Origin of the sequence: Paenibacillus profundus, from assembly GCF_021369635.1 — a bacterium.
Lineage (GTDB): Bacteria > Bacillota > Bacilli > Paenibacillales > Paenibacillaceae > Paenibacillus_B > Paenibacillus_B profundus.
On record NZ_JAJNBZ010000013.1, the window covers coordinates 31,593 to 54,538 of the forward strand.

Below are 22,946 nucleotides of genomic sequence, written 5' to 3' on the forward strand. Positions count from 1 at the left end.
TCATAATAATATAATGCGCTTATCGATTAAGAAAACAATGCCCCGCTGCCGAGTACTCGACTTGCGGGGCATACACTCTTTAGACCAGATGACAAGCTACATAATGATCCCCGCCCATATGGCGAAACACGGGTACCTGCTCGCGGCAAACATCCGCAGCAAACGGGCAGCGCGTATGGAACTTGCAGCCTGCTGGCGGATTGGCCGGATTCGGGATGTCGCCCTTCAGCACAATCCGCTCCCGCTTCAGCCTGGGCACAGGAATCGGCACGGCTGATAACAGCGCCTTCGTGTACGGATGCAGCGGATTTTTGAACAGCTCGTCTCGCGAAGCGGTCTCCATCATCGTGCCGAGATACATGACGCCAATGCGGTTGCACAGATGCTCTACGACGCTCAGATCATGGGAAATAAATAAATACGTTAGTCCGCGCGTCGTCTGCAGCTTGCGGAACAAATTAATGATTTGAGCCTGAATCGACACATCCAGGGCAGATACCGGCTCATCCGCAATGATGAGATCAGGATCCAATATAAGTGCACGTGCTATGCCGATGCGTTGGCGCTGTCCGCCCGAGAATTCATGCGGAAAGCGGTCGATATGATAGGACGATAGACCGCAGGAATCCAGCACGTCCAAGACTCGATCCCTAACTTCTTCCTTCGGCGCAAGCCCGTGGTTGATGAGCGCTTCACCGATGGCATCCCCCACTCGAACCCGCGGATTGAGCGAGCTGTATGGATCTTGGAAAATAAGCTGCATCTTCGGTCTTAGCTTGCGCAGCTCCTTCTCCGGCACATTGTACAGGTCAATGCCCTTGAACTTCACTTCCCCGTCCGTCTTGTCGGTCAGACGGATAATCGTGCGGCCCACTGTGCTCTTCCCGCTGCCGGACTCGCCGACCAAGCCGAACGTCTCGCCCTGCTGGAGGGTAATGCTAATATCATCCACTGCCTTCACATGACCGATGGTACGGTTGAATAGCCCGGACGTAATCGGAAAGTATTTCTTCAGATGGTTCACTTCTAACAACGGCTCAGACATGCTCGACCACCTCCTCGTACAGCCAGCAGGCCACTTTCTGTCTGCCGGCCACGTCCCGGAGATACGGCAGCTTCGTCTGACAGATCGCCATGCAGTGCTCGCAGCGGTCATGAAAATAGCAAGATTCCTTCAGTTCAAGCGGATTCGGAACCTGGCCCGGTATGGAGTACAACTCCTCCTGACGCTCGCCCATAATCGGTTTCGAGCGAAGCAGACCTTGTGTATACGGGTGCTTCGGATTTTCGAACAGCTCGACGACATCGCCTTCTTCCACGATTTTGCCGGAATACATAACGATGACATAATCCGCGATTTCGGCCACGACGCCGAGGTCGTGCGTAATTAGCAGGATGGACATGTTCGAGTCTGCCTTAATCTGACGCAGCATATCGAGGATCTGCGCTTGAATGGTGACATCCAGCGCAGTTGTCGGTTCATCCGCGATCAGCAGCTTCGGATTGCAGGAGATCGCAATCGCGATCATAATCCGCTGCAGCATGCCACCGCTCAGCTGGTGCGGATAGCTGTCCGCAATTTGCTCGGGACGTGAGATGCCAACCATTTCGATCAGCTCGATCGCCCGCATGCGGGCCTGTTTCTTGTTCATCCGCTGGTGCTCCATCAACGGCTCCATTATCTGCTTGCCGATCGTGAGCACCGGGTTAAGCGAAGACATGGGCTCTTGGAAGATCATCGCGATGTCGTTGCCGCGAACGTGCCGCAGCTCATTTTTATGAAGTGACAGCAGATCCCGTCCATCAAACTGAATCTTGCCTTCCACCACCTTGCCGGCCGGCTCCTCGACGAGTCCCATTACTGACATCGCTGTCACACTCTTCCCGCAGCCGGATTCGCCGACGATGCAGACCGTTTCCCCCTCGCGAACGCGCAGACTGACGTCGTTGACCGCCTTCACGGCCCCTTCTTCCGTATAAAAATAAGTGCTGAGATGATCAATCTCGATTACATTTTTCATCACATGTCATTCCCTTACTTCTTCTGTTTAGGATCAAGCACATCACGCAGACCGTCACCAAAAATATTGATGGCGATAACCGTTGTAAAAATGGCCACACCTGGCGGTATCCATAACCAAGGGTGCTTCTCGAAATCAATCAGGTTGTTCGCCGCATCAATCATATTCCCCCAAGTCGGCGTCGGAGGCATGACGCCAAGACCAAAGAAGCTCAATACAGATTCACTCAAAATAGCGCCGCCAATGCTGAGCGTAGCAACGACGATGAGCAGCGGAATGATGTTCGGAATCATATGATTGAACAGCTTCCGTCGGTCATTTAAGCCGAGCACGATCGCCGCCTGCATGAATTCACGCTCGCGGATGCTAAGCATCTGGCTGCGAACGAGCCGCGCCAGTCCCGGCCAGCCGATGAAGCTGAGCATCAGCATGACGATATACATGCGATATTCGGATGGGATTTTCCACTCTGAGAGCAGGGCGCCCATAATAAACAAAATTGGCAAGCCTGGAATCGTTAGCAGCAGATCAGCCACGCGCATGATGATCTGATCAACAATCCCTCGATAATAAGCAGCAACCGCTCCAAGAATAGACCCGAGAATCACGGAAATACACATAGATGCAATGCCGACAGTGAGAGAAATGCGACCCGCCTGCAGCAGCCGCGTCAGGACGTCCCTTCCGAGCATATCGGTACCGAGCCAATGCTTCAGCGACGGCGCGGCATTCATATTGGCCGGATTAATCTTGTTGTCGGCATATGGTGAGAACAGAGGCCCTGCAAAACAAGCCAAAAGCATAAACACAATAAAAATAAAACCGGACATCGCCAGCTTATTTTTGCGGAGGCGGTGGAGCGCTTGACGCCACAATGATGAACGGATCGGCGTGACTGCTGCCTGATGAGCTTCCGTCTTCGTCACACTGCCTGATATGGATGACATGGTGAAACCTCCCTATTCATGCTGTTACAATCTGACGCGCGGATCGGCAGCATGGTATAAGATGTCCGACAAAAGCGTGCCGATGACCGTCAAGACGGCGATAAACATGGTGAAACCCATCAGCAGCGGGTAATCCCTTACAGTGAAGGACTGCATATACAATTGGCCGATACCCGGCCAGTTAAATATTTTCTCGATGATGAGCGATCCGCCGAACAAGCCCGGCAGCTCGAAGCCGACGAGGGTGATGGCCGGCAGCATGGCATTTTTCAACGCATGCCGGTACAGCACGACTCGTTCCCGCATTCCTTTGGCACGGGCGGTACGAATATAATCCTGACGGATAACATCGAGCATGTTGCTGCGGAAATAGCGGGTCAGCGAACCGACGCCGAGCAGCGTCATGACGATAACCGGCAGCATCATATGATCGACGACTTCGCGAACGAACTCCATGCCTGTGGCATTGCTCCCTGTCGTCAGCATCCCGCCCGGCGGCAGCCATTTCAGGTCGACAGCGAACATCTTGATCAGGAAGAGACCGATAAAGAACGACGGAATCGACATCGCGGCGAAGATGCCGATCATGACCAGCGTGTCGAACCATGAATATTGCTTATAGGCGGCTATGACTCCGATAATGACTGCCAACAGCCATGTGAAGAAGGTCGACGTTACCGCTAGCAAAAATGAATTCCAAATATATTCGTTAAACAAGGTCAATACGGGCTTCTGCTGCGCCAACGAATAACCGAAGTTGCCGTGGAAGGCATTGTTCATCCAATTGAAATAGCGTTCCATAACAGGCTTGCTCAAGCCGTATATTTCTCGCAGCTCGGCCTTGCGTTCTGCGGTCAGCTTCATGTTGTTCGAGACGAAGTCGCCCGGCATCAATGCATACAACATAAATATGAGCAACGACGCCGCAAACAATATAAGAATCATGTACAGAAATCTTCGCAGCAAATATGTACTCATGATCGGCTCCTTTGGAAGTCATTCACCCCCGTCAGACGGGGGCATAAAGTTCGAGTTTGAACAACCTCTACAATCCTACTTCAACGACCAGTCAGGCAGGCTGGTGGCGAGTCCACGGAACGGACTCACGTTCAACCCTTCAATACGTCCGTTGTAGGCGTATACTGATTTTCGATAGCTGGTGAAAATGTAAGGCGCATCATCGTTGATGACTTGATATAGCTCTTTGTATATCTTTTTTCGCTCTTCGATATCGGTGGTCTCCAAGCCTTTGTCATACAGTTCCTTCACTTTCGGATTGTCGTACCCCTTCACTTCTCCGTTGACAAAAGAAGATACGCCATCAGATGGATCTATCAGCATCGGTGTAGAGAAGGATACGAGATCAAAATCACGACTTTCGAACTTGGACGACAACGCGTTGAAATCCGCGAACTGCTCGGCTTCCAACTGAACGCCAATCGCCGCATAGTTCTCTTTTGCCACCGCAATAAAGATATCCGTCCCTTTGCTCTTCGAACCGATGAAATGAATCGTCAGCTTCTGTCCGTCCTTCTCCCGAATGCCGCCAGCCCCTTCTGTCCAACCGGCTTCATCCAGCAAGGCCTTTGCTTTTTCCGGATCGTAGTTGTACGGGTTAATCCCCTCTTCCGTGTATGACCATGAGATCGGCGCTGTCGGAACGTTCGCGATTTGTGCGCCGCCTTGGTTCGCATCGACGTAAATGGTTTTACGGTCCAAGCCGTAAGTCAGCGCCTGACGCAGCTTCTTATCCTTGAGCGTTGCATGCTCCAGATTGAACTGCAAGTAGCCGTAAGAGCTGCCTGTCGACGGAACGATGTTCAGGAAGCCGAGCTTCTTCAGCTTATCAATATTGTCTTGTGTCGCCGTAAAGCTGCCATAGTCTTGCTCCCCCGTCTCGATAAACTGCCATGTGTCGCCTTCTGTCGTTTTGTAAATAAAATGTTCTGTCTTCGGCTTGCCTTTGTAATAGTATTCATTAGCTATGAAGCGCACCTCTTGACCTGGAATGAACTTATCCAGCTTGTAAGGCCCATTGCCCACCGGAGTGGCATGCAGCTTTTTAATATAATCCAGACTGCCGAACGTATAATCTTTCCCGTAGTACGCTTTCGACAGCACATTACCGCCAAGCGTCAGTAAAGCCTTCGCGTTGACCTTCTCAATAGTTACCGAGATCGTCTGCGGATCGATAATGGTAATGCCCTCAATGGACTTGGCCTTGCCCTCCTTATAATCTTGGCCGCCCTTAATCCTGAGGACCGTCGAAACTTCAGAGTCTCCGTCGTACGCCTTGTCATGGAGAATCGTCCATGTGAATGCCACGTCCTCAGCCGTCAGCGGGGAACCGTCACTGAACTTCAAGTCTTTGCGCAAATGGAATGTATATGTAAGCCCATCTTCGGAAATGTCCCAGCTCTCCGCAAGGTCTGGAATCGGAAGTCCCTTGTCATCCACCGTCACGAGTGAAGCGTACAGGACGGAAGACACGTTGCCGTCATAGCCGCTCTGGTGGAAATAAGGCGTAAACGCGCCGCTCGGATCCGTAAGCCCAACAATTATCGTATCTGTACGCTTCTTCGCTTGCTCCGGAAGCTTCGACATGTCGGAGGCTGCGACCGGACCCGCAAGCAGTTCCGCGGTATTCGCCTCTGCCGTCGTGCCGCCCGAATCTGAGCTGCTTGCCGGCGCGGCCTGATTGCCGTTGTCGGAGGCAGGTGCGGAGCTGTCGTTAGAGCAGGCTGCAAGAAGCAAGCTGCTTGCCATCGTCAAAGATAATAACGTCATCAATATTTTCTTCATGGTGACCCTCCCGTTAATACGGATATTTTAATAATTTCTTATTATTCCTATAAACTCAGTAGGAATTATAATGACCCCTATTATAAGCCTCTAGTAAAATTATGTAAACCATAAATTCAAAATTACTTATGCCTCATTTTTTGACCTCTGTAATTCCAAGGAACATACTATCCACTCTACTTGGTTAAGCATGACAATTGTTTAGCTTTCGAGTGATTCTAGGGGTAATATATGTATCAGTTTCAAAAAGTAGAATTACAGCGTTGCACGGTACTGTGGTTAAGCTTCCGTTTTCATTGGCGAGGTGGATGTATACTATTTTTAAGGAGTGTCCGTGATGTGGAAATAGGAAGGACCAATAATTCTATCGCATCATATAAATTCGAGACTGATCGTGAATATATGATTATGCTTCAGTTGCATGTGGATAGGTGCGTTACAATAATAAGGAGCATCTTCCCGCATTGAAGGTGAATGCAGGAAGACGTTGACACATCACCTGACTTATGATGCATGGTGGTGCGTCAATCCCTTGCGATCGTTGACCGCAAGGGACTCTTAGAAAGGGCGGTTATTTCGAAGAGGTATATCGGTCATACGCCGCTTGGTAGATCTCGAGATAACGCTTCACATTCATCTTATCCAGCTGCTGCACGTAGCTGTCCCATTGGTCGAAGCCGAGGGCGCCGGAAGCGAACTTGTCGCGCATCTCGTCAACGAACGTGTGGATGTCCGTCTGAATTGTCGTTAATTCATCCTGCTCTTCCGGCGTAAAGTTGAATGCCGGCCATATGTCGTCCAATTTAATGGAATTAGGCGCCGCATCCTCGGCGTTCTTGACAGAAGACGGCAAGCCTTCCGCACCTTTAAAGAAATGTTGCTTGACGATGCCCGGATAATATCCGCCAGGCCACACGAGGTATTGGCTCACAGCCTGATCCAGATTCAAGCCATCCGGATTTTTCGCAATGCTGTCTAAATACTCATATTCCCCTTTGTCGGTCATTTTGTACGTGACACCCTCAAAACCCATGAAAAACATCTTCGCGCCTTCATCGCTATAAAAATGATCCATCCAACGGATGGCGGCTTCCGGATTTTTTGCCTTGTCTGTCAGTACGAACATGCCAATATTGCCGAGCGGCGAGCCGATATTAGTTGCCATCTTGTCTCCATACGGCCCCTCAAGGATCGGCATCCCCACATAACCTTCCTGATTGTAAATCGCCTTCGGATCGACACCGTCCAGGAAGCCGTACACACCTGCGGTTGCCTTGGAAGAGATGTCGGTATCCTTCATCGTGAATGTCTCTTTGTCGAACATGCCGTCACGGTACAGCTTGGCCACATACTCAAGCAATTCCTTGTACTGCTTCGTTGCCGGCACGAAGCGCAGCTTGCCAGTGTCCGGATCGAGATCAACGTTTGGATTTGCGACACCATTCTTGTTCAGGCCGAACGAGCCTTTCAAGTAGTTGATCATAATCCATACGCCTTTGGAGCCCCACGGAATTTCATCATTTTTGCCATTTCCGTTCGGATCGCCTTCCTTGATGGCCTTCAACACGTTATACAGCTCCTCCAGATTGGTCGGCGGCTTCAGGTTGAGCTTGTCGAGCCATTCCTGCTTCATCCACGGCGTACCATAGAAGAGCGATATGAATTCCGGATCAAATACCGTCGGCAGTCCATAAATGCTGCCATCTGGCATCGTAATGCCTTTTTTGACGATCGGATATTTTTCCATCATGGCCTTGAAATTGGGGGCATTCTGATCGATGAGATCGTTCAGCTTCAGGAATGTGCCCTGGCTGCCGTACTTAATCAGATCGCTCTTGGCGAAGGCCGAGGCGAAGAAGATTTCCGGGTAATCCCCGCCTGCCAGCTTAATGTTGCGCTTTTCCTTCAGGCTGTCAATCTGCACCGTTTCCCAGTCGATATGAACGTTCGTTATCTTCTCGTACTCTTCCCACAGCATGAGCTTGCTCCAGTCGGCTGATGCATACAGCTTCGCGGCAAAGCCCGTCATCGTTATTTTCTCTTTGGCGATCGGCATGCCTGCTTGATTCAGGTTCGCAAGCCGCTCCTCGCTCTTCCCCGAATCCGTTCCTTCATTACCGCCGCCTCCACTGCACGCCGTTACGAACAGTGAGAGGCTAAGCACCATGCTCATTGTCATCGCAAACCATTTTTTTGCACGCATTACAAGTCCCCCTTACGTATTGAAATTTATCCTTTTAGAGCCCCAATCATGATGCCTTTCACAAAATAGCGCTGCAGGAACGGATACAAGATGAGCATTGGCAAGTTGGCCACGACCAGCACCGCATATTTTAATCCTTCGACGCTCATCTTCATCTTGATGGCCGATTCCGAAGTCAGCTTCACCATATCCCCGGAGTCGCTCTGGATAAGAATTTCCCGCAGGATGAGCTGCAGCGGAAATTTGTCTTTGCTTGTCAAATAAATTAAGGCGTTAAAGTAGGAATTCCAGTGCCCTACCGCATAGAACAACACCATGACGGCAATAATCGGCATCGATAACGGCAGCACGATACGAAGCAGCGTCTGCATGTGGCTGCATCCGTCAATCATGGCCGCCTCTTGAATTTCACCTGGTATCGACTGCTGGAAGAACGTCCGCATAATGATGATGTTCCATACAGCGACCGCATTCGGGATAACCATGACCCATAGTGAATCGAGCATATGCAAATTTTTAATTAAGAGATAAGTCGGGATCAGGCCGCCGCTGAAGAACATCGTGAATACGATCATGCCGGTGATGAGACCCCGGCCGAAAAAGTCTTTGCGCGCAAGCGGATAAGCAGCGCATATCGTCATGACGAGATTGATGGCCGTGCCGACTGCCGTATACAAAATCGTGTTGCCGTAGCCACTCAAAATATCTTTGTTCTGAAAAATCGTGTGATACGCATCAAAATTAATTTCCCGCGGGATGAGCCACATCTCTCCGCGCAGCACCGTCTCTGGATTGCTGATCGACGCGCTCATGACGAACAGGAGCGGATACAGCACAATGATCGTAATGAATGATAATAAGATGTAATTGACGACATCGAAGATGCGGTCACCAAATGAACGGTCTATCATGTCTGTTCCTCCTTTACCATAAGCTCGTCTCATTTACACGCCTCGCTATGAAGTTCACAACGACCAGAAGCGTGAAGTTGACAAGTGAGTTGAACAGGCCGATGGCTGCGGAGAAGCTGTACTGAGCGTCCAAAATACCGGCGCGGTACACGTACGTCGAAATGACGTCAGAGCTCTCCAAGTTAAGCGAGTTTTGCATCAGGAAAATTTTCTCGAAGCCGATCGCCATCACGCTGCCCAAATTGAGAATGAGCAGGATGACGATGGTCGGTGCAATGGTTGGAATGTTGATGTGCCAGATGCGCTGCAGCTTGCTCGCCCCATCAATTGTCGCCGCTTCGTGCATCTGGTGATCGACGCCGGACAACGCAGCCAGATATATAATCGAGCTCCAGCCCATCGTCTGCCAGACGTCCGACATAACGTACAGCGTCTTGAACCATTTGGGATCCGTCATGAAGCTGGCGGATTCGCCTCCGAGCGCCACGATGAGGTGATTGATAATGCCTGTGCTCGGATTAAGGAAAATGAAAAGCATGCCAACCACGACGACAACCGACAGGAAATGCGGCGCGTACGTAATCGTCTGCACGGTCTTCTTAAACCATTTCGTCTGCACCTCGTTCAGCATGAGCGCCAATATAATCGGTACCGGGAAGCTGACAAGAAGGGTGTACAGACTAATTGTAAGCGTGTTCAAAATTAAGCGTTCGAAGAAATAACTGTTAAAAAAACGTTCGAAGTGCTTGAATCCAACCCATGGGCTGTCCCATATTCCTTTTGACGCGATAAAGTCTTTAAAGGCGATCTGAACGCCGTACATCGGCAAATAGTGAAACACAATGTAATAAATGACGACCGGTGCAATAAGTGCATATAGCTGCCAGTTACGCTTCATGGAACGCCATATCCAGTTCGCCTTGCTCTCCTGGACCGGTAGGCGATTCGCAGCCTGTTCAACCGCGCCTGCTCTGCTCACGCATTGATCCCCCCTTTTTATTTACAAGAAATCCTAATATATGTTAAATCCCAGATCTTGTAAAAATGAGTCCAAAGTTATTTTTTAGCTTTTAAAATTTTGAGCATTTATCGGTATAAAGGGAGCGTCAAGACGCCCCCTCTGTTAGTTATTGTCCGATGCCTTGCAGCGTGGATAAGTCAGGAGTCGGAGACACTTGAACAACACCGCCTCCGGAACGGATGGATTCTGTGGCCGCACAGCCGACGGCGACGCTCATGCGACCTGCCAGGGGCGTAGCGACCGGCTCTTTGCCATCGAGAATCATGTCGACAAAGTCTCGGCAGATGTTCGGATCTGCCCCGCCATGAGTTCCCTTCGCTTCCTTCACCTCGTAAACGCGGTTCGAAAGTTCACGCGATGAGTTCGAGCTGCGTGTCCATACATACACCTTGTTCTCCAATTCGTTGTTCTCCATGCGCCCTTCTGTGCCGATAAACGTATAATTCCGTTGGTAGTCCGGCGTAAAATGGCACTGCAAGTAAGATGCCTTAATTCCGCCTTCCAACTCCATAATGACCATATTGTTGTCTTCCACGTTCACTTCCTCGCGGAATGCGCACTCAATCAAATGCCCCGGGCTTGCTTCCGTACACGTCTCCTTCTCATTGCAGGTCGGGCACGTTAAATCATTCGGCTTGTCACCGCCGTAAAAATCAAGCCCGCCGAACGCCGATACCTTCGTCGCGTAACGTCCGGTAATCCAATGGATGATATCAATGTCGTGGGAACCTTTCTGCAGCAGCAGTCCGGTCGAATTTTTAGAATTCGCGTGCCAGTCGTGGAAGTAGAAGTAACCTCCCCAGCCAACGAAATGCCGTACCCATACCGCCTTAATTTCGCCGATGACTCCAGAATCGACAATTTCCTTCATCGTGCGGAACATGTTCATATAGCGCATGTTGAAGCCGACCATCAGCTTCTTGCCTGATTCCTGCCAAGCTTGCAAAATGTTGTCGCAGCCATCGACTGTAATGGCGAGCGGCTTCTCGCAGAATACGTGCTTGCCTGCCTTCAAGGCGGCCACCGCATGCTCCTCATGACAGAAGTCTGGCGATGTAACCGCAATTGCGTCGATATCATCGCGTGCAATCAGTTCACGATAATCCGTCGTCACGAAGGCGTCTGGATTTACCTCCTGCTTGAACTCCTCCAGCTTCTCTGGATAAATGTCCGCTGCGCCAACGACGATCGAACGGCCATCCGGCTGATGCCAATATTTGGCGATGCCGCCTCTTCCGCGAGCTCCAATCATTCCAATTCGAACTTGCTTCATGTTGCATTCCCCTTTCGGATTGTTTGTCAATGCAGTAAGTTAATGAACTAAAGCAACATAGTAAATAGGTTTGCTACTTTCCTCATCATATTGAAAGTCATCTGCCGCACTCTCTCTATATAAAACGCTTACATATTACGGTGAATATATACCGGCGGCACATGTTTACTGCTTGAATGCATTGGCGTAGCTTTGGCCTTAATTTGGCTAATTGATTGTGCATAGTGCAAATATATCATTTCAATTTGGGTAAAATTATTGTGGAGTTTTGCATTGATATGGAATTTATTGTTGTGGAAAATCTCTATGGTGACGGCTTGTGGTCATTATATTACGATGTCAACTTTGGAGTCAATACGTTTTTGTTCACATTTCAGAAATTATTTTGCACTTTATTTGGGCCCAAATAAATAGGTTCACCCTCCTGCTTTTCAGGTAGAAGTGGGAGCTTAACTCTATCGAATGGCATGCGTTTGGATTAGATTATGACCTCGCCGATCCATCGGCACGCTTCTCCATCGGGCTTCCGTTGAACTCCGTACGTTGTCATTTCCCCCTTAGCTGCACTCTCCCTTTGCATCAGAAAAGATTGTTCGTCATCTACACTGAATTCAGAAAAAGTTGCTTGTCATCTAGACTGTACTCAGAAAGCGCTGCTCGTCCATCTCATCCTAACAAGGGAGTAACGCCAAATAACGATGATCGTCTCATCGATCCGATATCATCTCCTAACCCGCTTCTATTTCCTGAGTTCAAGGGAGATTGGGCATATATATATAAACAGCACGCCTTCCTATCAGCTCATTCGCTGCAGAAAAGCGTGCTGTGACGCACTATAACTTGCATCTGTCGATTATATTAGATCAATCCAAATTCCTTGCCCACCTTCGTCAATGCTTCCAGTGCGAAGGCCAGGTCTTGATCGGTGTGCTGTGCCGTAATGATAAGGCGCACGCGCCCCTTATCCATAGCTACGGTCGGATAGACGATGCCTTGAGCGCAGATGCCTTCCTCCAACAGACGGCGGGAGAAATCCAGCGCGCGCGCCGGCTCGCCGACGATGATCGGAATGATCGGCGTTTCGCTGCCGCCGGTGTCGAAGCCCGCGGCTTGCAAGGAAGCGCGGAACGAATTCGCATTCTTCCACAGCCGTTCCGTCAGCTCCGGCTCGTTCCGCAGCACCTCAATCGCAGCCAGGCAAGTGGCGGCAACAGAAGGCGGGAGCGCAGTGCTGAACAGGAAGGAACGTGCCGTGTGCGTCAAGTAATCCTTCAGCACCTGCGAGGTTGCGACATACCCGCCCACGGCGCCGATCGCCTTCGACAACGTGCCGACTTGAATATGCACGCGGCCGTGCAGGCCGAAATGGTCCGTGGAGCCTTTGCCATGCTTGCCAAGCACGCCGCTGGCATGCGCATCATCCACGTAGACCAGCGCGTCATAGCGTTCGGCCAGCTCGACGATCTGCGGCAGCGGCGCAATGTCGCCGTCCATGCTGAAGACGCCGTCCGTCACGACGAGGCGTTGACGGAATCCTCCGCATTCCTTCAGCACCGCTTCCAATTGATTCAAGTCCTTATGCCCATAAATACGCTTGTTCGTCTTCGTCAGACGAATGCCGTCGATAATGCTGGCATGGTTCAGCTCATCGCTGATGACCACATCGTCCGGTCCAAGAATGGACGACAGCACTCCTTGGTTCGTCGTGAAGCCAGATTGGAATACGAGCGTCGCTTCCGTGCCTTTGAACTCAGCCAAGCGGCGCTCCAACATATCATGAATGTCCAGCGTTCCGGTAATCGTACGCACCGATCCTGCGCCGACACCATAGGTCTCGGTCGCTTCGATAGCAGCTTTTTTCAGACTTGGATGCTGTGTAAGCCCCAAATAATTGTTCGAAGACATTTGCAGCACCCGCCGGCCGTCATCCAGCGTCATCCACGAATCCGAGCCGCCTTCCCATACCGTAAGCGGACGATAACGCCCCGCTTGCTTCAGCTCGTTCAGCTGCTGTTCGATATGTTGAAACCCTGCCATGCTTCAGCACCTCCGTTATGTTTTTTCGTTATTTGTTATTTATCATGCCAGAATACAATCTTGCCGCAGTTCCCGGAAGCCATCAATTCAAACGCTTCTTCATATTGATTCAGCGTGAAATGATGCGTCACGAGCGGGGCCAGATCCAATCTGCCCCAACCCAAGAGCCCTTTAATCTGGTACCACGTATCGAACATGCGCCGCCCTGTAATGCCCTCAATATGCAGTCCTTTGAAAATAATGTCCTGTGCCAAATCGAGCGGCACCTCTTGGGTCGGGATACCGAGCAGCGATACGCGTCCTGCCATTGCAGCCGCTTTCAAAGCGTCGCGAATCGCATCCGGATGGCCAGACATTTCGAGCACGACCTCGACGCCTTCCCCATTCGTCGCTTCCATCAGCGCCTGTGCCATCTGCACCTCGCGGCTATTAATGACGACATCCGCTCCCATCGATTTGGCCATCGCCAAGCGATACGGATTAATGTCCACGGCATAGACAGATCCGCTGCCGCACGCTTTCGCCACGGCAATCGCCATCAGCCCGATCGGTCCAACCCCGATGACCGCTACGCTCTTTCCAACCACGTCTCCCGACAACGCCGCTTGCACAGCATTGCCGAGCGGATCCTGCAGACACGCGATGTCGAACGGCAGCATCGGATCATTCTGAATGATATTGCTCGCCCGGACGACTGCATACTCGGCGAAGCAGCCCGGAATCGTAATCCCGAAGCTCTTCGTATTCCGGCACACGTGCGCATTTCCGGTGCGGCAAGCTTTGCACACCCCGCATACGACATGGCCTTCTCCAGATACATAATCGCCTACCTTGACATTCGTTACCTCATCGCCAATCGCCTCGACGACACCTGCAAATTCATGCCCGAATACATTAGGAGTAACGACCGTGCGCGCTGCCCAATCGTCCCACTTATAAATATGCACGTCCGTGCCGCAAATGGAAGAGGCTTTGACGCGCACCAGCACTTCATGGGGACCGCAAGTTGGAACAGGCACTTCCTTGAGCACGGCGCCGGGTTTACGTTCCTCTTTCACCAAACCGATCATCGTTCTTGTCATAAACCGATTGCCCCTCCTTCGATTTTTTTTTACAATAGAAAGAAAAACTACTTTTAAACACCCATCTGTATAACATATTATACGTTTGTGCGTTATATTGTACATGGTGTTTTGTATTCTATTGGAAACCTACTGTACGAATCGTTGGAGAGGAGATCGGCAATGCACGAACCGATACACAAAAAAATCGGAAAAAACCTTCAGGATATACGCAAATCGCGGAATTTAAGCTTGGATCAAGTGTCTGAAATGAGCGGTGTCAGCAAGGGCATGCTCGGGCAAATCGAGCGTGGAGAGTCTAATCCTACCATCTCTGTATTATGGAAAATTGTGAATGGCTTGCGCATTTCCTTCGCTACGCTGATGGAGGAATCGACACCGAACGTAACGGTTGTCCATATGGAAGATACCTCGCCGCTGGTGGAGGAAGAAGGATCGTACCGCGCATACCCCATTTTTCCTTTTGAACAGGACAAGGGATTCGAAGTATACAGCGTCGTCATCGAGCCAGGCTGCTCCTATACGTCCGAGCCGCACTACGACGGAGTGGATGAATTCATCATGGGCATGGAAGGGGAACTGCACGTTGTTATCGGCGGCAAGACCTATGTGCTCCATCCCAGCATGGCAATGCGCTTCACGGCGAATCAAAGCCACACCTATACAAATGTAACAGACAAGCCGATCCGTTTCATTACGTTAATCCATTATCCGGCTGCAAATAAATAAGCCGGAGGGGCGATATCGTCCTCCGGAACGACAACACACCTTGACGGATAAAAATTCCGCTCAAGGTGTGTTTATTGGGTCAAGATAGTTACTGGAGCTTCATCGTCGACTCCCGATTCATGAGGCGAAACGGCAGCAGCATCCGGAACGGAAACGGATACGGATTATGCATGCTGTCCAGCAGCGTCTTGGCGGCGGCATAGCCCATCTCAAATTTTGGGATATGAATCGAAGATAACGGAGGCGAGCTGTATCTGGAAAATTCGATATCATCGATCCCGATGAACGCCATGTCATCCGGAATGTGCAGCCCTTGCTCGATGACAGCCCGCATCGCCGCAATGGCCATCATGTCGCTGGCACAGAACATCGCCGTTGGACGGTGCTTCTGCTGAAGCAGAAGCTGCATTTCCTTATAGCTGCGATCGGCATCCCACGCCGCATCAATCGTCCATTCCGGTCGAACTTCGACCCCCGCCTCCTCACAAGCAAGCTTGTATCCGCGGTATCGCTTCTCCCGTTCCATCTGCCCGAACAGTCCTGCCCCTCCGATAAATCCGATGTGGCGGTGCCCGTGATTGAGCAGATGCTGCACGGCTGTTCGCGCGGCATTCATGCGATCGTAGGAGATGACCGGAATATCCGGATCCGCCACATCAATGCCAACCATAAATGGAACCCGCTCCTTCAACCAGCGGTAGGTCGCTTTATCCATGCCTTCCACACAGATGATGCCGCTTGGAGGCCTGTCTTGCAGCAGCGCATGCCGCACAGCATCGCTCTTTAATTCAGCCTGTGTATGAATGAAGGAGAGCGTAATGCCCTCTTCCAGCAGCTTCGCTTCAATCCCCTGCAGAATCGGGGAATAGTAGGGATGATTATACTTGTTATCCGGCAGTGATAAAATGCAGCCGATTGTTTTGGCAGAAGATTGGGTCTGCGCTCGCTGTCCCGTTGTTGCCGAACGTCTGGGTGCGAGGTTCGTGCGGTAATTGAGCTGCTTGGCCGCCTGCCAAATTTTGTGCTTCGTCTCTTCACTAATGCGCCGGCTGTTATCGTGATTCAAGACGCGAGACACGGTTGAAATGGATACTCCGACTTGTTCTGCAATATCCTTCATGGTGGCCATACTCCGCTTCCCTCCCGATTACAAATTCGTTAGGCTTTTGCAATGATTTTGTATGGTAAATTATACTGGCTGGATGGACGAATGAAAAGAGCTGGAGCATGGTGCGCATCGATACAGACGTTCGCCCGAATGCATCAACGTTTAGGCGAGAAGCCTATTCCCTCGTTCCTTGATTTGCATTTACTGTATACAGAATGACTTCTCGGTCCTTATAGTCCTTCCCCATTCGAACGAACCGCTCTATAATATCAATTCGCTTAAACTAAAGATTCATGTTCAATAGAAATGATGGGAGCAGGGGGGCAGGGATGCATCACTTTCTTATTATTAACGCGGATGATTTCGGATTATCACGCAGCGTAAATGAGGGAATTGCAGCAGCACACCACGCCGGAACCGTAACCAGCACTTCACTCATGGTCAACATGCCTGGCTTCTATGATGCGGTTTCGTTAGCGAAGGCCATCCCTTCGCTCGGAGTCGGTTTGCATTTTAACTTAACTTATGGAAGCCCCATATCCGAACCGGCACAAGTCCATTCTCTTATTCGTCATGACCGAACATTTAACGGTACGCATACGGATTGGATAGAACAAGACGTCGAACGAGAGCTGTACGCTCAATATCGTCTTATGATATCCAATGGGCTAGCGCCGACGCATGTCGATTCGCATTGTCATATTCATTTTGACAGTCCTGTCGTATATCGGGTCTTGAAGCGATTCGCTCAGCTTCTGCGTCTGCCATTGCGAGTGCATCCGGATCGTCCGGACATCGAGCTTCCATACGCCGCCGACCATCTCATTATGCATACGTATGATCGGGACACTAGCGTTCAACATCTCATCTCTCTTCTGGATCAACTGCCATGCGGTGTGTCGGAACTGCTATGCCATCCCGGTTATATTGATGCGGACGTACGGCGATATTCCCAATGGATCGAGCCGCGTGAAGCGGAACTGCGCGTATTTACAGACGCTTCCATCATGTCCGTTCTCCAGAACAGACCACACATCCGGCTTATCCATTATGGACAATTGGCTGAAGCAAGAAACATACTCGTGGAGATGACAGATGTCGCGTTGTCAACACCAAATCAGATTTTGACACCCGCTCATGAACCGCGAACCGCAAGAACCCGCCAGAGAGCTTCTCGCCTGAGAAAGCAGAGAGGCAAAAAGAGCAGGGCCACACGACATAACTCCAGTACACCCGTAAATCAAAAAAAACGCAATCGAAAGCAAGGCCGAAATCGAACGAGCAGACCGCACCGGTAACAACAGGTTGCGGTCTGCATCAGCGGCAGGAGGCTTTTATGATACTGCAGTTATATGGCATCCGTCAGCGTACATGAAATATCGCTGCATATCGCTGCTATATTACGTTATATTACGTGCATTGGCGAAGCACGAAGGCGCACCCATCTAAAAAGCGCTGCCTCACCGCCCGCTCTCCCTGTGGACCGGCAAAGATCAGAGCGTTGCAGTCCGCAATGAATTGCTCGAGTGGCGAACCGCTCAACGGCTCGGACAAGCTCATCGAATTGCGCTTCATAGTCAAGTATTCGCTCCATGTCATGCCGCAAGGGCGCTCGCCATACTTGCGTTCGATAAGCTGCCAAGCAATGCGTCCCATTTCTTGCACACGTTCGTTCTGGAATCGGCGCTCTTGCGCCCGAACGAGCCGGCGCAGACGCCACTGCGGAGCCATCTTGCGCCACCGCTTAACGCTTAGGAACAACAGCAAGGCAATCATCCACACACTAAGGATGATCAATATCGGCATCCGTATTATGAGATGGCGAAGGAGAGCTGCAAATGCGGACAAGCCCTCTTCTTCAGAGGTCAGCCCCTTCCATACCGAGCTAAGCTGTGTCAGTGTCTCCCATTCCGAGACGAAATGCTTTCTTATCTCCTCCACCCCATTCCGCCAAGCTTGAACGGCGACGGAGCCGGCATGCTGCACCCCCTCCCAGCCGGTGAGCGGCGCTTGCGGCTGCAGTGATTGCTCGAGCAATTCTTTGACATCCGCTGGCGTATCATAGGTTGATACCATCGCATGTGAGTCAGTTCCACCAGCCTCCGCCTCTATCCGATCTTGGGCGACAGAATGCATAACGACGTCCGCCACCCCCGTATCAGACCCGCCTGTCAGACTGATAGCTGGGGTCGCTTCGAACGGAACCCAGCCGACAGCAGGGAAATACACTTCCACCCATGCATGCACATCCGAAGCGCGCACGGCATAATGGCCGGGTGATTGCGCTTCGCCTGGGGAGAATCCTTTAACCCACCGTGCAGGAATTCCTTGCGTGCGCAGCAGAATGGCCATTGCTGTCGAGAAGTGATTACAGTACCCTTGGCGGGCATCGAACAAAAAGTGGTCGACAAAGTCCCTTCCCTCTGGCGGAACGGAAGTCTCTGTCTTCGTGTACGTATATTCCCGCAGCAAAAATTGTTGAATGCGCTGCACCTTGTCGTACTGCGTGTCTGCCCCGGCGGTCAACCGGGCACCGAGCTCGCGCACACGCCCCGGTAAAGAGGCGGGAAGCTGCAAGCCAAGACGCCGGACCTCTTCTGGCAGTTGGGTCTCTCGCGGCGCGGGACTCTCTGCAACTGTCCGCAGCATCTCTTCGTCCAAGCGGAACACGCGCGTTTCATATTGATACGTTACGGATGAAGCTTGCCCAGACGTTGCCGCTTCATATCGTTCGCCGATAGGTAGGTAGCGCAGCGCCGGCAAGCTCTGCGCCAGGTCAGGGTCAGCCCCATTGGGTGACCACGAAATAAGCCTCTCCACTTTGCCGCCGAACAGAAGCGGAAGCTCCGGCATGAACCGGGACTCCGTTATCGTCTGCGTGATCGGGTCCGACCATCCTTTGAGCGTGGCGGTCGAATCGTCTCGCAGCGCTCCCGAAGCATCCAATGTCTGTGCCTGCTCCGGCTTCGACGTCCACCCTTGTCCGGTATAGACTGTCTTGCTCTCCCCGCGCCAATACGTCGGCTCCGGCGAAGCAGCTGTGAACAGCAGGCGCGAATCATCCTGAATCGGACCGCCTAGCTGCGTATCGTCTTGACTGTATCCCGTAAGGCCTGTCTGTGGATTCGCCCCCTTATTGACGGCATTGGCTGCTGTCTGTCCCGGAGGGTTGAAGCGTGAATTGTAGGAGGCGGTCAACGACTGCGTCCATTCCTGCAGCGAAGGCAAGGAGCGCGGATTTGCCCACTCATGCGCGTTCAACAAGCCGACCCCGATGCCGACTACCGCCGCTGTTGCGATTAGGGAGGACAGCAGCCAGCGGAACGAGCGGCTTCTGTGGTCGCGTTCCGTCTCCAACGCCAGGTGATCGTCCAGGTGGAGCCACGCCGACAGCAGCAAGCTCCAGCCCACCACGCGGATAATCGACATCGTCGCATCCATGCCGAATCCCCATTGAAATCCGAATAAATAACAGAGAGTAGCGATAGAAAAAAACAGCACCGTCCGCCTGCTCAGCATCAGCGATTGAATGGAGGCCGTCAGCATCGCCCAGCCGATTAGCAGCAGCAGCGTGCGTGTCTCCCCGCTCGTGCTGAGCCACTTCCCATCCAGCCAGCGGCTCACATCCGATGAGAGGGCTGACGCCATAAGCGATAACCCTTCCGACATGATGCCTGAAAAGAAAGAGAGCGCCCCGCTGACGGAATCTGCTTCATAGTTATGCCGGACGGAGCCGAACATCCATGCAGTTACGCCGATGGCTGCTGCTCCCCGCAGGATAAGGGAACAAGCTGTGTTGCGGATAACGAGGCCTATCCCTAAATAAATTGCTATCGCCCATAAAAAAGGCCGCATGTCATCCATATCAATCTGTCGGCCGAATTGATGCAGCGGATAAAACCATTCGGCGAACAATGCATACAGCAGCGCGGAAAACACGGTGTGCTTCCACAAGGTCAATCCATTTCGCCCTGACTCCCGTTGCGCCTCGGCAGGCTGTCCCGCTTGATGCTCGTTACCCTTCAAATGTTGCCGGATGCTCGGCGTGTGCATCATTCTCACCTCTTTTTCGCCCGGCTCGTCCAGGTCCGGTAAATGCGAACTTAGCGCGATAGGGCCGATCGTTGAAATTAGCAGCTGAATTGGCCTGGGCCGATTGGAACGCTTGAACAGCTTCAAGGTGTTGCTCAGCAACAAGCCACCGCTCAATATCCTTGGCGCCAGCGTATGCCAGCACCCGCTTGACAGCGGCCCCATCCCGGCTCAAGCTTACGACCGTCAGTTTCCCGCTTGTCGTGCTGTCCGGCTGCGATGGTCCCTGATCATGCTTCCAAGGAAGCTCGCCGCGCTCGCCTAGGCGTTCCGCCGCAAGAGCAATGACCGCATTCCAGGTCCCTTCAATCGCAGCGCCATCGCTAAGCCATATGAGCCGGACGGAGATGTCCTTCTCCGTCGCCTCCCGCAAGGCCATCGCTGCTACGGACAGCACGGCTTCCATCTCTGCTGCATGCCGGCTTATGGCGCCAGAGCCGTCCCTGTTTGTATGCCTCGGAGCAGACTTGTCACTGTCACCTGAAGCAGTCCGCCATTCAGTGTCATCGACAACGAGATCGAGGCAAGCTGCCGCCTTGCCCGACTCTAGCGGCCGGACGGCAAGAACACGGCGCTTGGCATAGGTGCGCCAGTCGATGGCTCGCTGCGAAGCACCTGTACGGTAAGGCTGCAGCTCCACTCCAGACATTCCGGATGCGCTGTGCCGCATTACTCGGCTCGCATCGTCATCGACTTCGCTGCCATCGTTCGCGTCCGGCTCCATATCCCATGGCGCTGCTCCAGCTTGCACAGTTCTGTCGAAGGGCTCGCTTACAACGGCAGGCGGCGGGATGACGCATATCGGCGCGTCCGCTTCTTCTGCAGCGAGCGACACTGTTCGTCCGAACCAGCCGAACCAATCCCCGATCGTCAGCTCCGTCCGAGCCAGCTGGTAGACGCCGCGCGGCGCTCCCTCGAAGGAACTCATATAGGTGATCGCGCGCCGGCCGCGGGGAAACAACAGCCTGCGGCAGATCCAAGCGCCTCCATCTCCGCCTGTGCGCGTCCATACATCCGTCGCCATAAGCCAGAGCGCAGGCATACGCCGCCTTGAGGCAAGCGTAACCTTGAAGCGCATCGCCTCCAGCCCTGAGCTCCATTCTCCAGAAGGCTTATGAACAATCTGTACGGAGCGCAGCTTGGTCCCTGTCCGGTAGAGCCATAGCCCGTGCATCAGCATAAGGGCGAGCAGAATGGCAAGGAAGCATTCAGCCGCGCTCTCGCGATACAGGCCGAGAAAGGCGAGCAGCCCGCAGCCAAGCGCAGTGAACGCATAACGCAGCAACAGCTTCATCGGAACAACCCTCCGAACCAGATGCGGCTGCCTGCCGAACGAGCGGGAGCCCCTGATACCGGCCGCGTTCGAGGACTGACGTACCGGGATGCCGCTCGCCCGCGCTCCTCTGGCTGCCGCACCGGCTTGGCAGGTCTGCCTGCACCTTTCGCGCCGGCCGGAAATCCAGGGACTGACGTGTGCAGCAGCACCTCGGCCAGCACCTCTTCCTCCGTTGCGCCCGCCAGCGAGGCTTCGCGCTGCAGCAGCAGCCGATGCGCCAACACCGGCAGCGCGACCGCCTGCACGTCTTCGGGAACGGCATAAGTGCGCCCCTCCACCCAAGCATGCGCTTGGGCTACCCGCATCAATGCCAACGTTCCCCTTGGGCTCACGCCCAGCTTGACGGCCGGATGGCGGCGTGTCGCATCAGCCAAGTCCGCCATGTAGCGGCACAGGACGACGTCGAGGTGAACCTGACGCACACGCTCGATTAGAAGCTGCCACTCCTCCGGCGACCAGAGCGGCTTCAGACGGCGCAGCGGCGTTCCCTCCTGCTGCCGCAGCAGCATGTCTGCCTCCTGTTCCGCCTGCGGATAGCCAAGCGACAGCCGCATCGCAAAGCGGTCCATCTCCGCCTCCGGCATCCGGTACGTGCCTTCGAAAGCGATCGGGTTTTGCGTCGCCACTATCAGGAACGGCTGCGGCAAAGCGCGCGTCACTCCGTCCACAGTGACCGTCCCCTCCTCCATCGCCTCCAGCAACGCGGACTGCGTGCGTGCCGGAGCCCGGTTCAGCTCGTCCGCCAGCACGACGTTCGCGTGCAACGCGCCTTCGCTATACCGCAAGCTGCCGGAGGACGGCTCCCACATCATGCTGCCGGTAATATCGGCAGGCATCATGTCAGGCGTCATCTGTATGCGCCGGAAGCTGCCGCCCGCCACTTGTGCCAGGGTGCGCGCCAGCAGCGTCTTGCCGACGCCCGGCACATCCTCGAGCAGAATGTGCCCGCCCGACAGCATCGCCAGACCGGCCAGGCGGATCACCTCCCGCTTCCCGACGACTACCTGCTCCAATCGTTCCATGAAAGAGGTCCAGCCTCGTTCCGCAAACGCGGCAAGCCACACATCATAATCCCGGGCAACAGGACCATCCTTGCTAGATTTCATATCATTGGACACGTGATTCCCTCCCTTGCAAACCTATCCATATTCATAGATTGTGAAATGACAACAACAAAAAGCCCGGAACGATTCCCGCGCATCTACGCACGTACTGTGAACCGTCCCGGGCCGTTCTAGCATTAGTCTCGCCCAAAATAATAGTTTATAAACCTGCTAGAGGATGTTTAAAATGGACTCATTTGATAACGATGCTGCACTGATAGTATTTCGGCTTCGAAACTCGGATTCATGTGGAAACTCCGGTACTCACGTAGGTTTCCCCT

Annotated in this window: 17 protein-coding genes; 2 read left to right on the plus strand and 15 right to left on the minus strand. The window is 52.7% G+C overall.

From position 1 onward, the window contains the following. Positions 1-79: 79 nt before the first annotated feature. The 11 genes from LQV63_RS16180 to tdh all read right to left on the minus strand — a co-directional run bounded on the left by LQV63_RS16180 (position 80) and on the right by tdh (position 14,297). Positions 80-1,045 carry an ABC transporter ATP-binding protein gene (locus LQV63_RS16180; protein WP_019420244.1) on the minus strand — a complete coding sequence of 322 codons (966 nt, stop codon included), beginning with the start codon at positions 1,043-1,045 and terminating at the stop codon, positions 80-82. After that, positions 1,038-2,021 (minus strand): ABC transporter ATP-binding protein, encoded by a 984-nt coding sequence (locus LQV63_RS16185; RefSeq protein ID WP_233697576.1) that lies wholly within the window; start codon positions 2,019-2,021, stop codon positions 1,038-1,040. Before LQV63_RS16185 ends, LQV63_RS16180 begins: the two co-directional genes overlap by 8 nt. Positions 2,022-2,035: 14 nt before the next feature. Then, positions 2,036-2,968 (minus strand): oligopeptide ABC transporter permease, encoded by a 933-nt coding sequence (opp4C, locus tag LQV63_RS16190; protein WP_019420246.1) that lies wholly within the window; start codon positions 2,966-2,968, stop codon positions 2,036-2,038. A 24-nt stretch (positions 2,969-2,992) separates the two neighbouring features. Continuing rightward, the gene (locus LQV63_RS16195; RefSeq protein ID WP_019420247.1) at positions 2,993-3,946 is read right to left on the minus strand and encodes an ABC transporter permease; all 954 of its coding nucleotides are present in this window, start codon (positions 3,944-3,946) and stop codon (positions 2,993-2,995) included. 75 nt (positions 3,947-4,021) lie between these two features. Next, positions 4,022-5,770, minus strand: a complete 1,749-nt coding sequence (locus LQV63_RS16200; protein WP_233697509.1) for an ABC transporter substrate-binding protein — start codon at positions 5,768-5,770, stop codon at positions 4,022-4,024. A 571-nt stretch (positions 5,771-6,341) separates the two neighbouring features. Then, positions 6,342-7,973, minus strand: coding sequence for a type 2 periplasmic-binding domain-containing protein (locus LQV63_RS16205; RefSeq protein ID WP_233697510.1), 1,632 nt, complete (start codon positions 7,971-7,973; stop codon positions 6,342-6,344). Positions 7,974-7,999: 26 nt separating this feature from the next. After that, positions 8,000-8,884 carry a carbohydrate ABC transporter permease gene (locus LQV63_RS16210; protein WP_019420250.1) on the minus strand — a complete coding sequence of 295 codons (885 nt, stop codon included), beginning with the start codon at positions 8,882-8,884 and terminating at the stop codon, positions 8,000-8,002. A gap of 13 nt (positions 8,885-8,897) precedes the next feature. Beyond that, positions 8,898-9,782, minus strand: coding sequence for an ABC transporter permease (locus LQV63_RS16215; RefSeq protein WP_267934081.1), 885 nt, complete (start codon positions 9,780-9,782; stop codon positions 8,898-8,900). A 229-nt stretch (positions 9,783-10,011) separates the two neighbouring features. Continuing rightward, positions 10,012-11,178, minus strand: a complete 1,167-nt coding sequence (locus tag LQV63_RS16220; RefSeq protein WP_233697511.1) for a Gfo/Idh/MocA family protein — start codon at positions 11,176-11,178, stop codon at positions 10,012-10,014. Positions 11,179-12,036: 858 nt separating this feature from the next. Beyond that, a complete protein-coding gene (locus LQV63_RS16225; RefSeq protein WP_233697512.1) occupies positions 12,037-13,215 on the minus strand; it encodes a glycine C-acetyltransferase in 1,179 nt (392 codons plus the stop codon). Between the two features lie 35 nt (positions 13,216-13,250). Next, complete coding sequence (gene tdh, locus LQV63_RS16230; RefSeq protein ID WP_233697513.1) at positions 13,251-14,297, minus strand: L-threonine 3-dehydrogenase; 1,047 nt, start codon at positions 14,295-14,297, stop codon at positions 13,251-13,253. 162 nt (positions 14,298-14,459) lie between these two features. On the opposite strand from tdh, the gene LQV63_RS16235 reads away from it, so the two are divergent. Next, positions 14,460-15,026 carry a helix-turn-helix domain-containing protein gene (locus LQV63_RS16235; RefSeq protein ID WP_019420255.1) on the plus strand — a complete coding sequence of 189 codons (567 nt, stop codon included), beginning with the start codon at positions 14,460-14,462 and terminating at the stop codon, positions 15,024-15,026. A gap of 88 nt (positions 15,027-15,114) precedes the next feature. Here LQV63_RS16235 and LQV63_RS16240 read toward each other — a convergent pair whose 3' ends face one another. Next, positions 15,115-16,155: a LacI family DNA-binding transcriptional regulator gene (locus LQV63_RS16240; protein ID WP_233697514.1), complete on the minus strand. Its 1,041-nt coding sequence runs from the start codon at positions 16,153-16,155 to the stop codon at positions 15,115-15,117. Positions 16,156-16,463: 308 nt separating this feature from the next. On the opposite strand from LQV63_RS16240, the gene LQV63_RS16245 reads away from it, so the two are divergent. Continuing rightward, complete coding sequence (locus LQV63_RS16245; protein WP_233697515.1) at positions 16,464-17,432, plus strand: carbohydrate deacetylase; 969 nt, start codon at positions 16,464-16,466, stop codon at positions 17,430-17,432. A gap of 112 nt (positions 17,433-17,544) precedes the next feature. Here LQV63_RS16245 and LQV63_RS16250 read toward each other — a convergent pair whose 3' ends face one another. Genes LQV63_RS16250 through LQV63_RS16260 form a run of 3 tightly spaced genes read right to left on the minus strand, consistent with a single transcriptional unit; the run spans position 17,545 to position 22,680 of the window. Continuing rightward, positions 17,545-20,190 carry a transglutaminase family protein gene (locus tag LQV63_RS16250; protein ID WP_233697516.1) on the minus strand — a complete coding sequence of 882 codons (2,646 nt, stop codon included), beginning with the start codon at positions 20,188-20,190 and terminating at the stop codon, positions 17,545-17,547. Next, positions 20,150-21,520, minus strand: coding sequence for a DUF58 domain-containing protein (locus LQV63_RS16255; protein ID WP_233697517.1), 1,371 nt, complete (start codon positions 21,518-21,520; stop codon positions 20,150-20,152). Before LQV63_RS16255 ends, LQV63_RS16250 begins: the two co-directional genes overlap by 41 nt. Further along, complete coding sequence (locus tag LQV63_RS16260) at positions 21,517-22,680, minus strand: AAA family ATPase (protein ID WP_233697518.1); 1,164 nt, start codon at positions 22,678-22,680, stop codon at positions 21,517-21,519. Before LQV63_RS16260 ends, LQV63_RS16255 begins: the two co-directional genes overlap by 4 nt. Positions 22,681-22,946 lie beyond the last annotated feature (266 nt).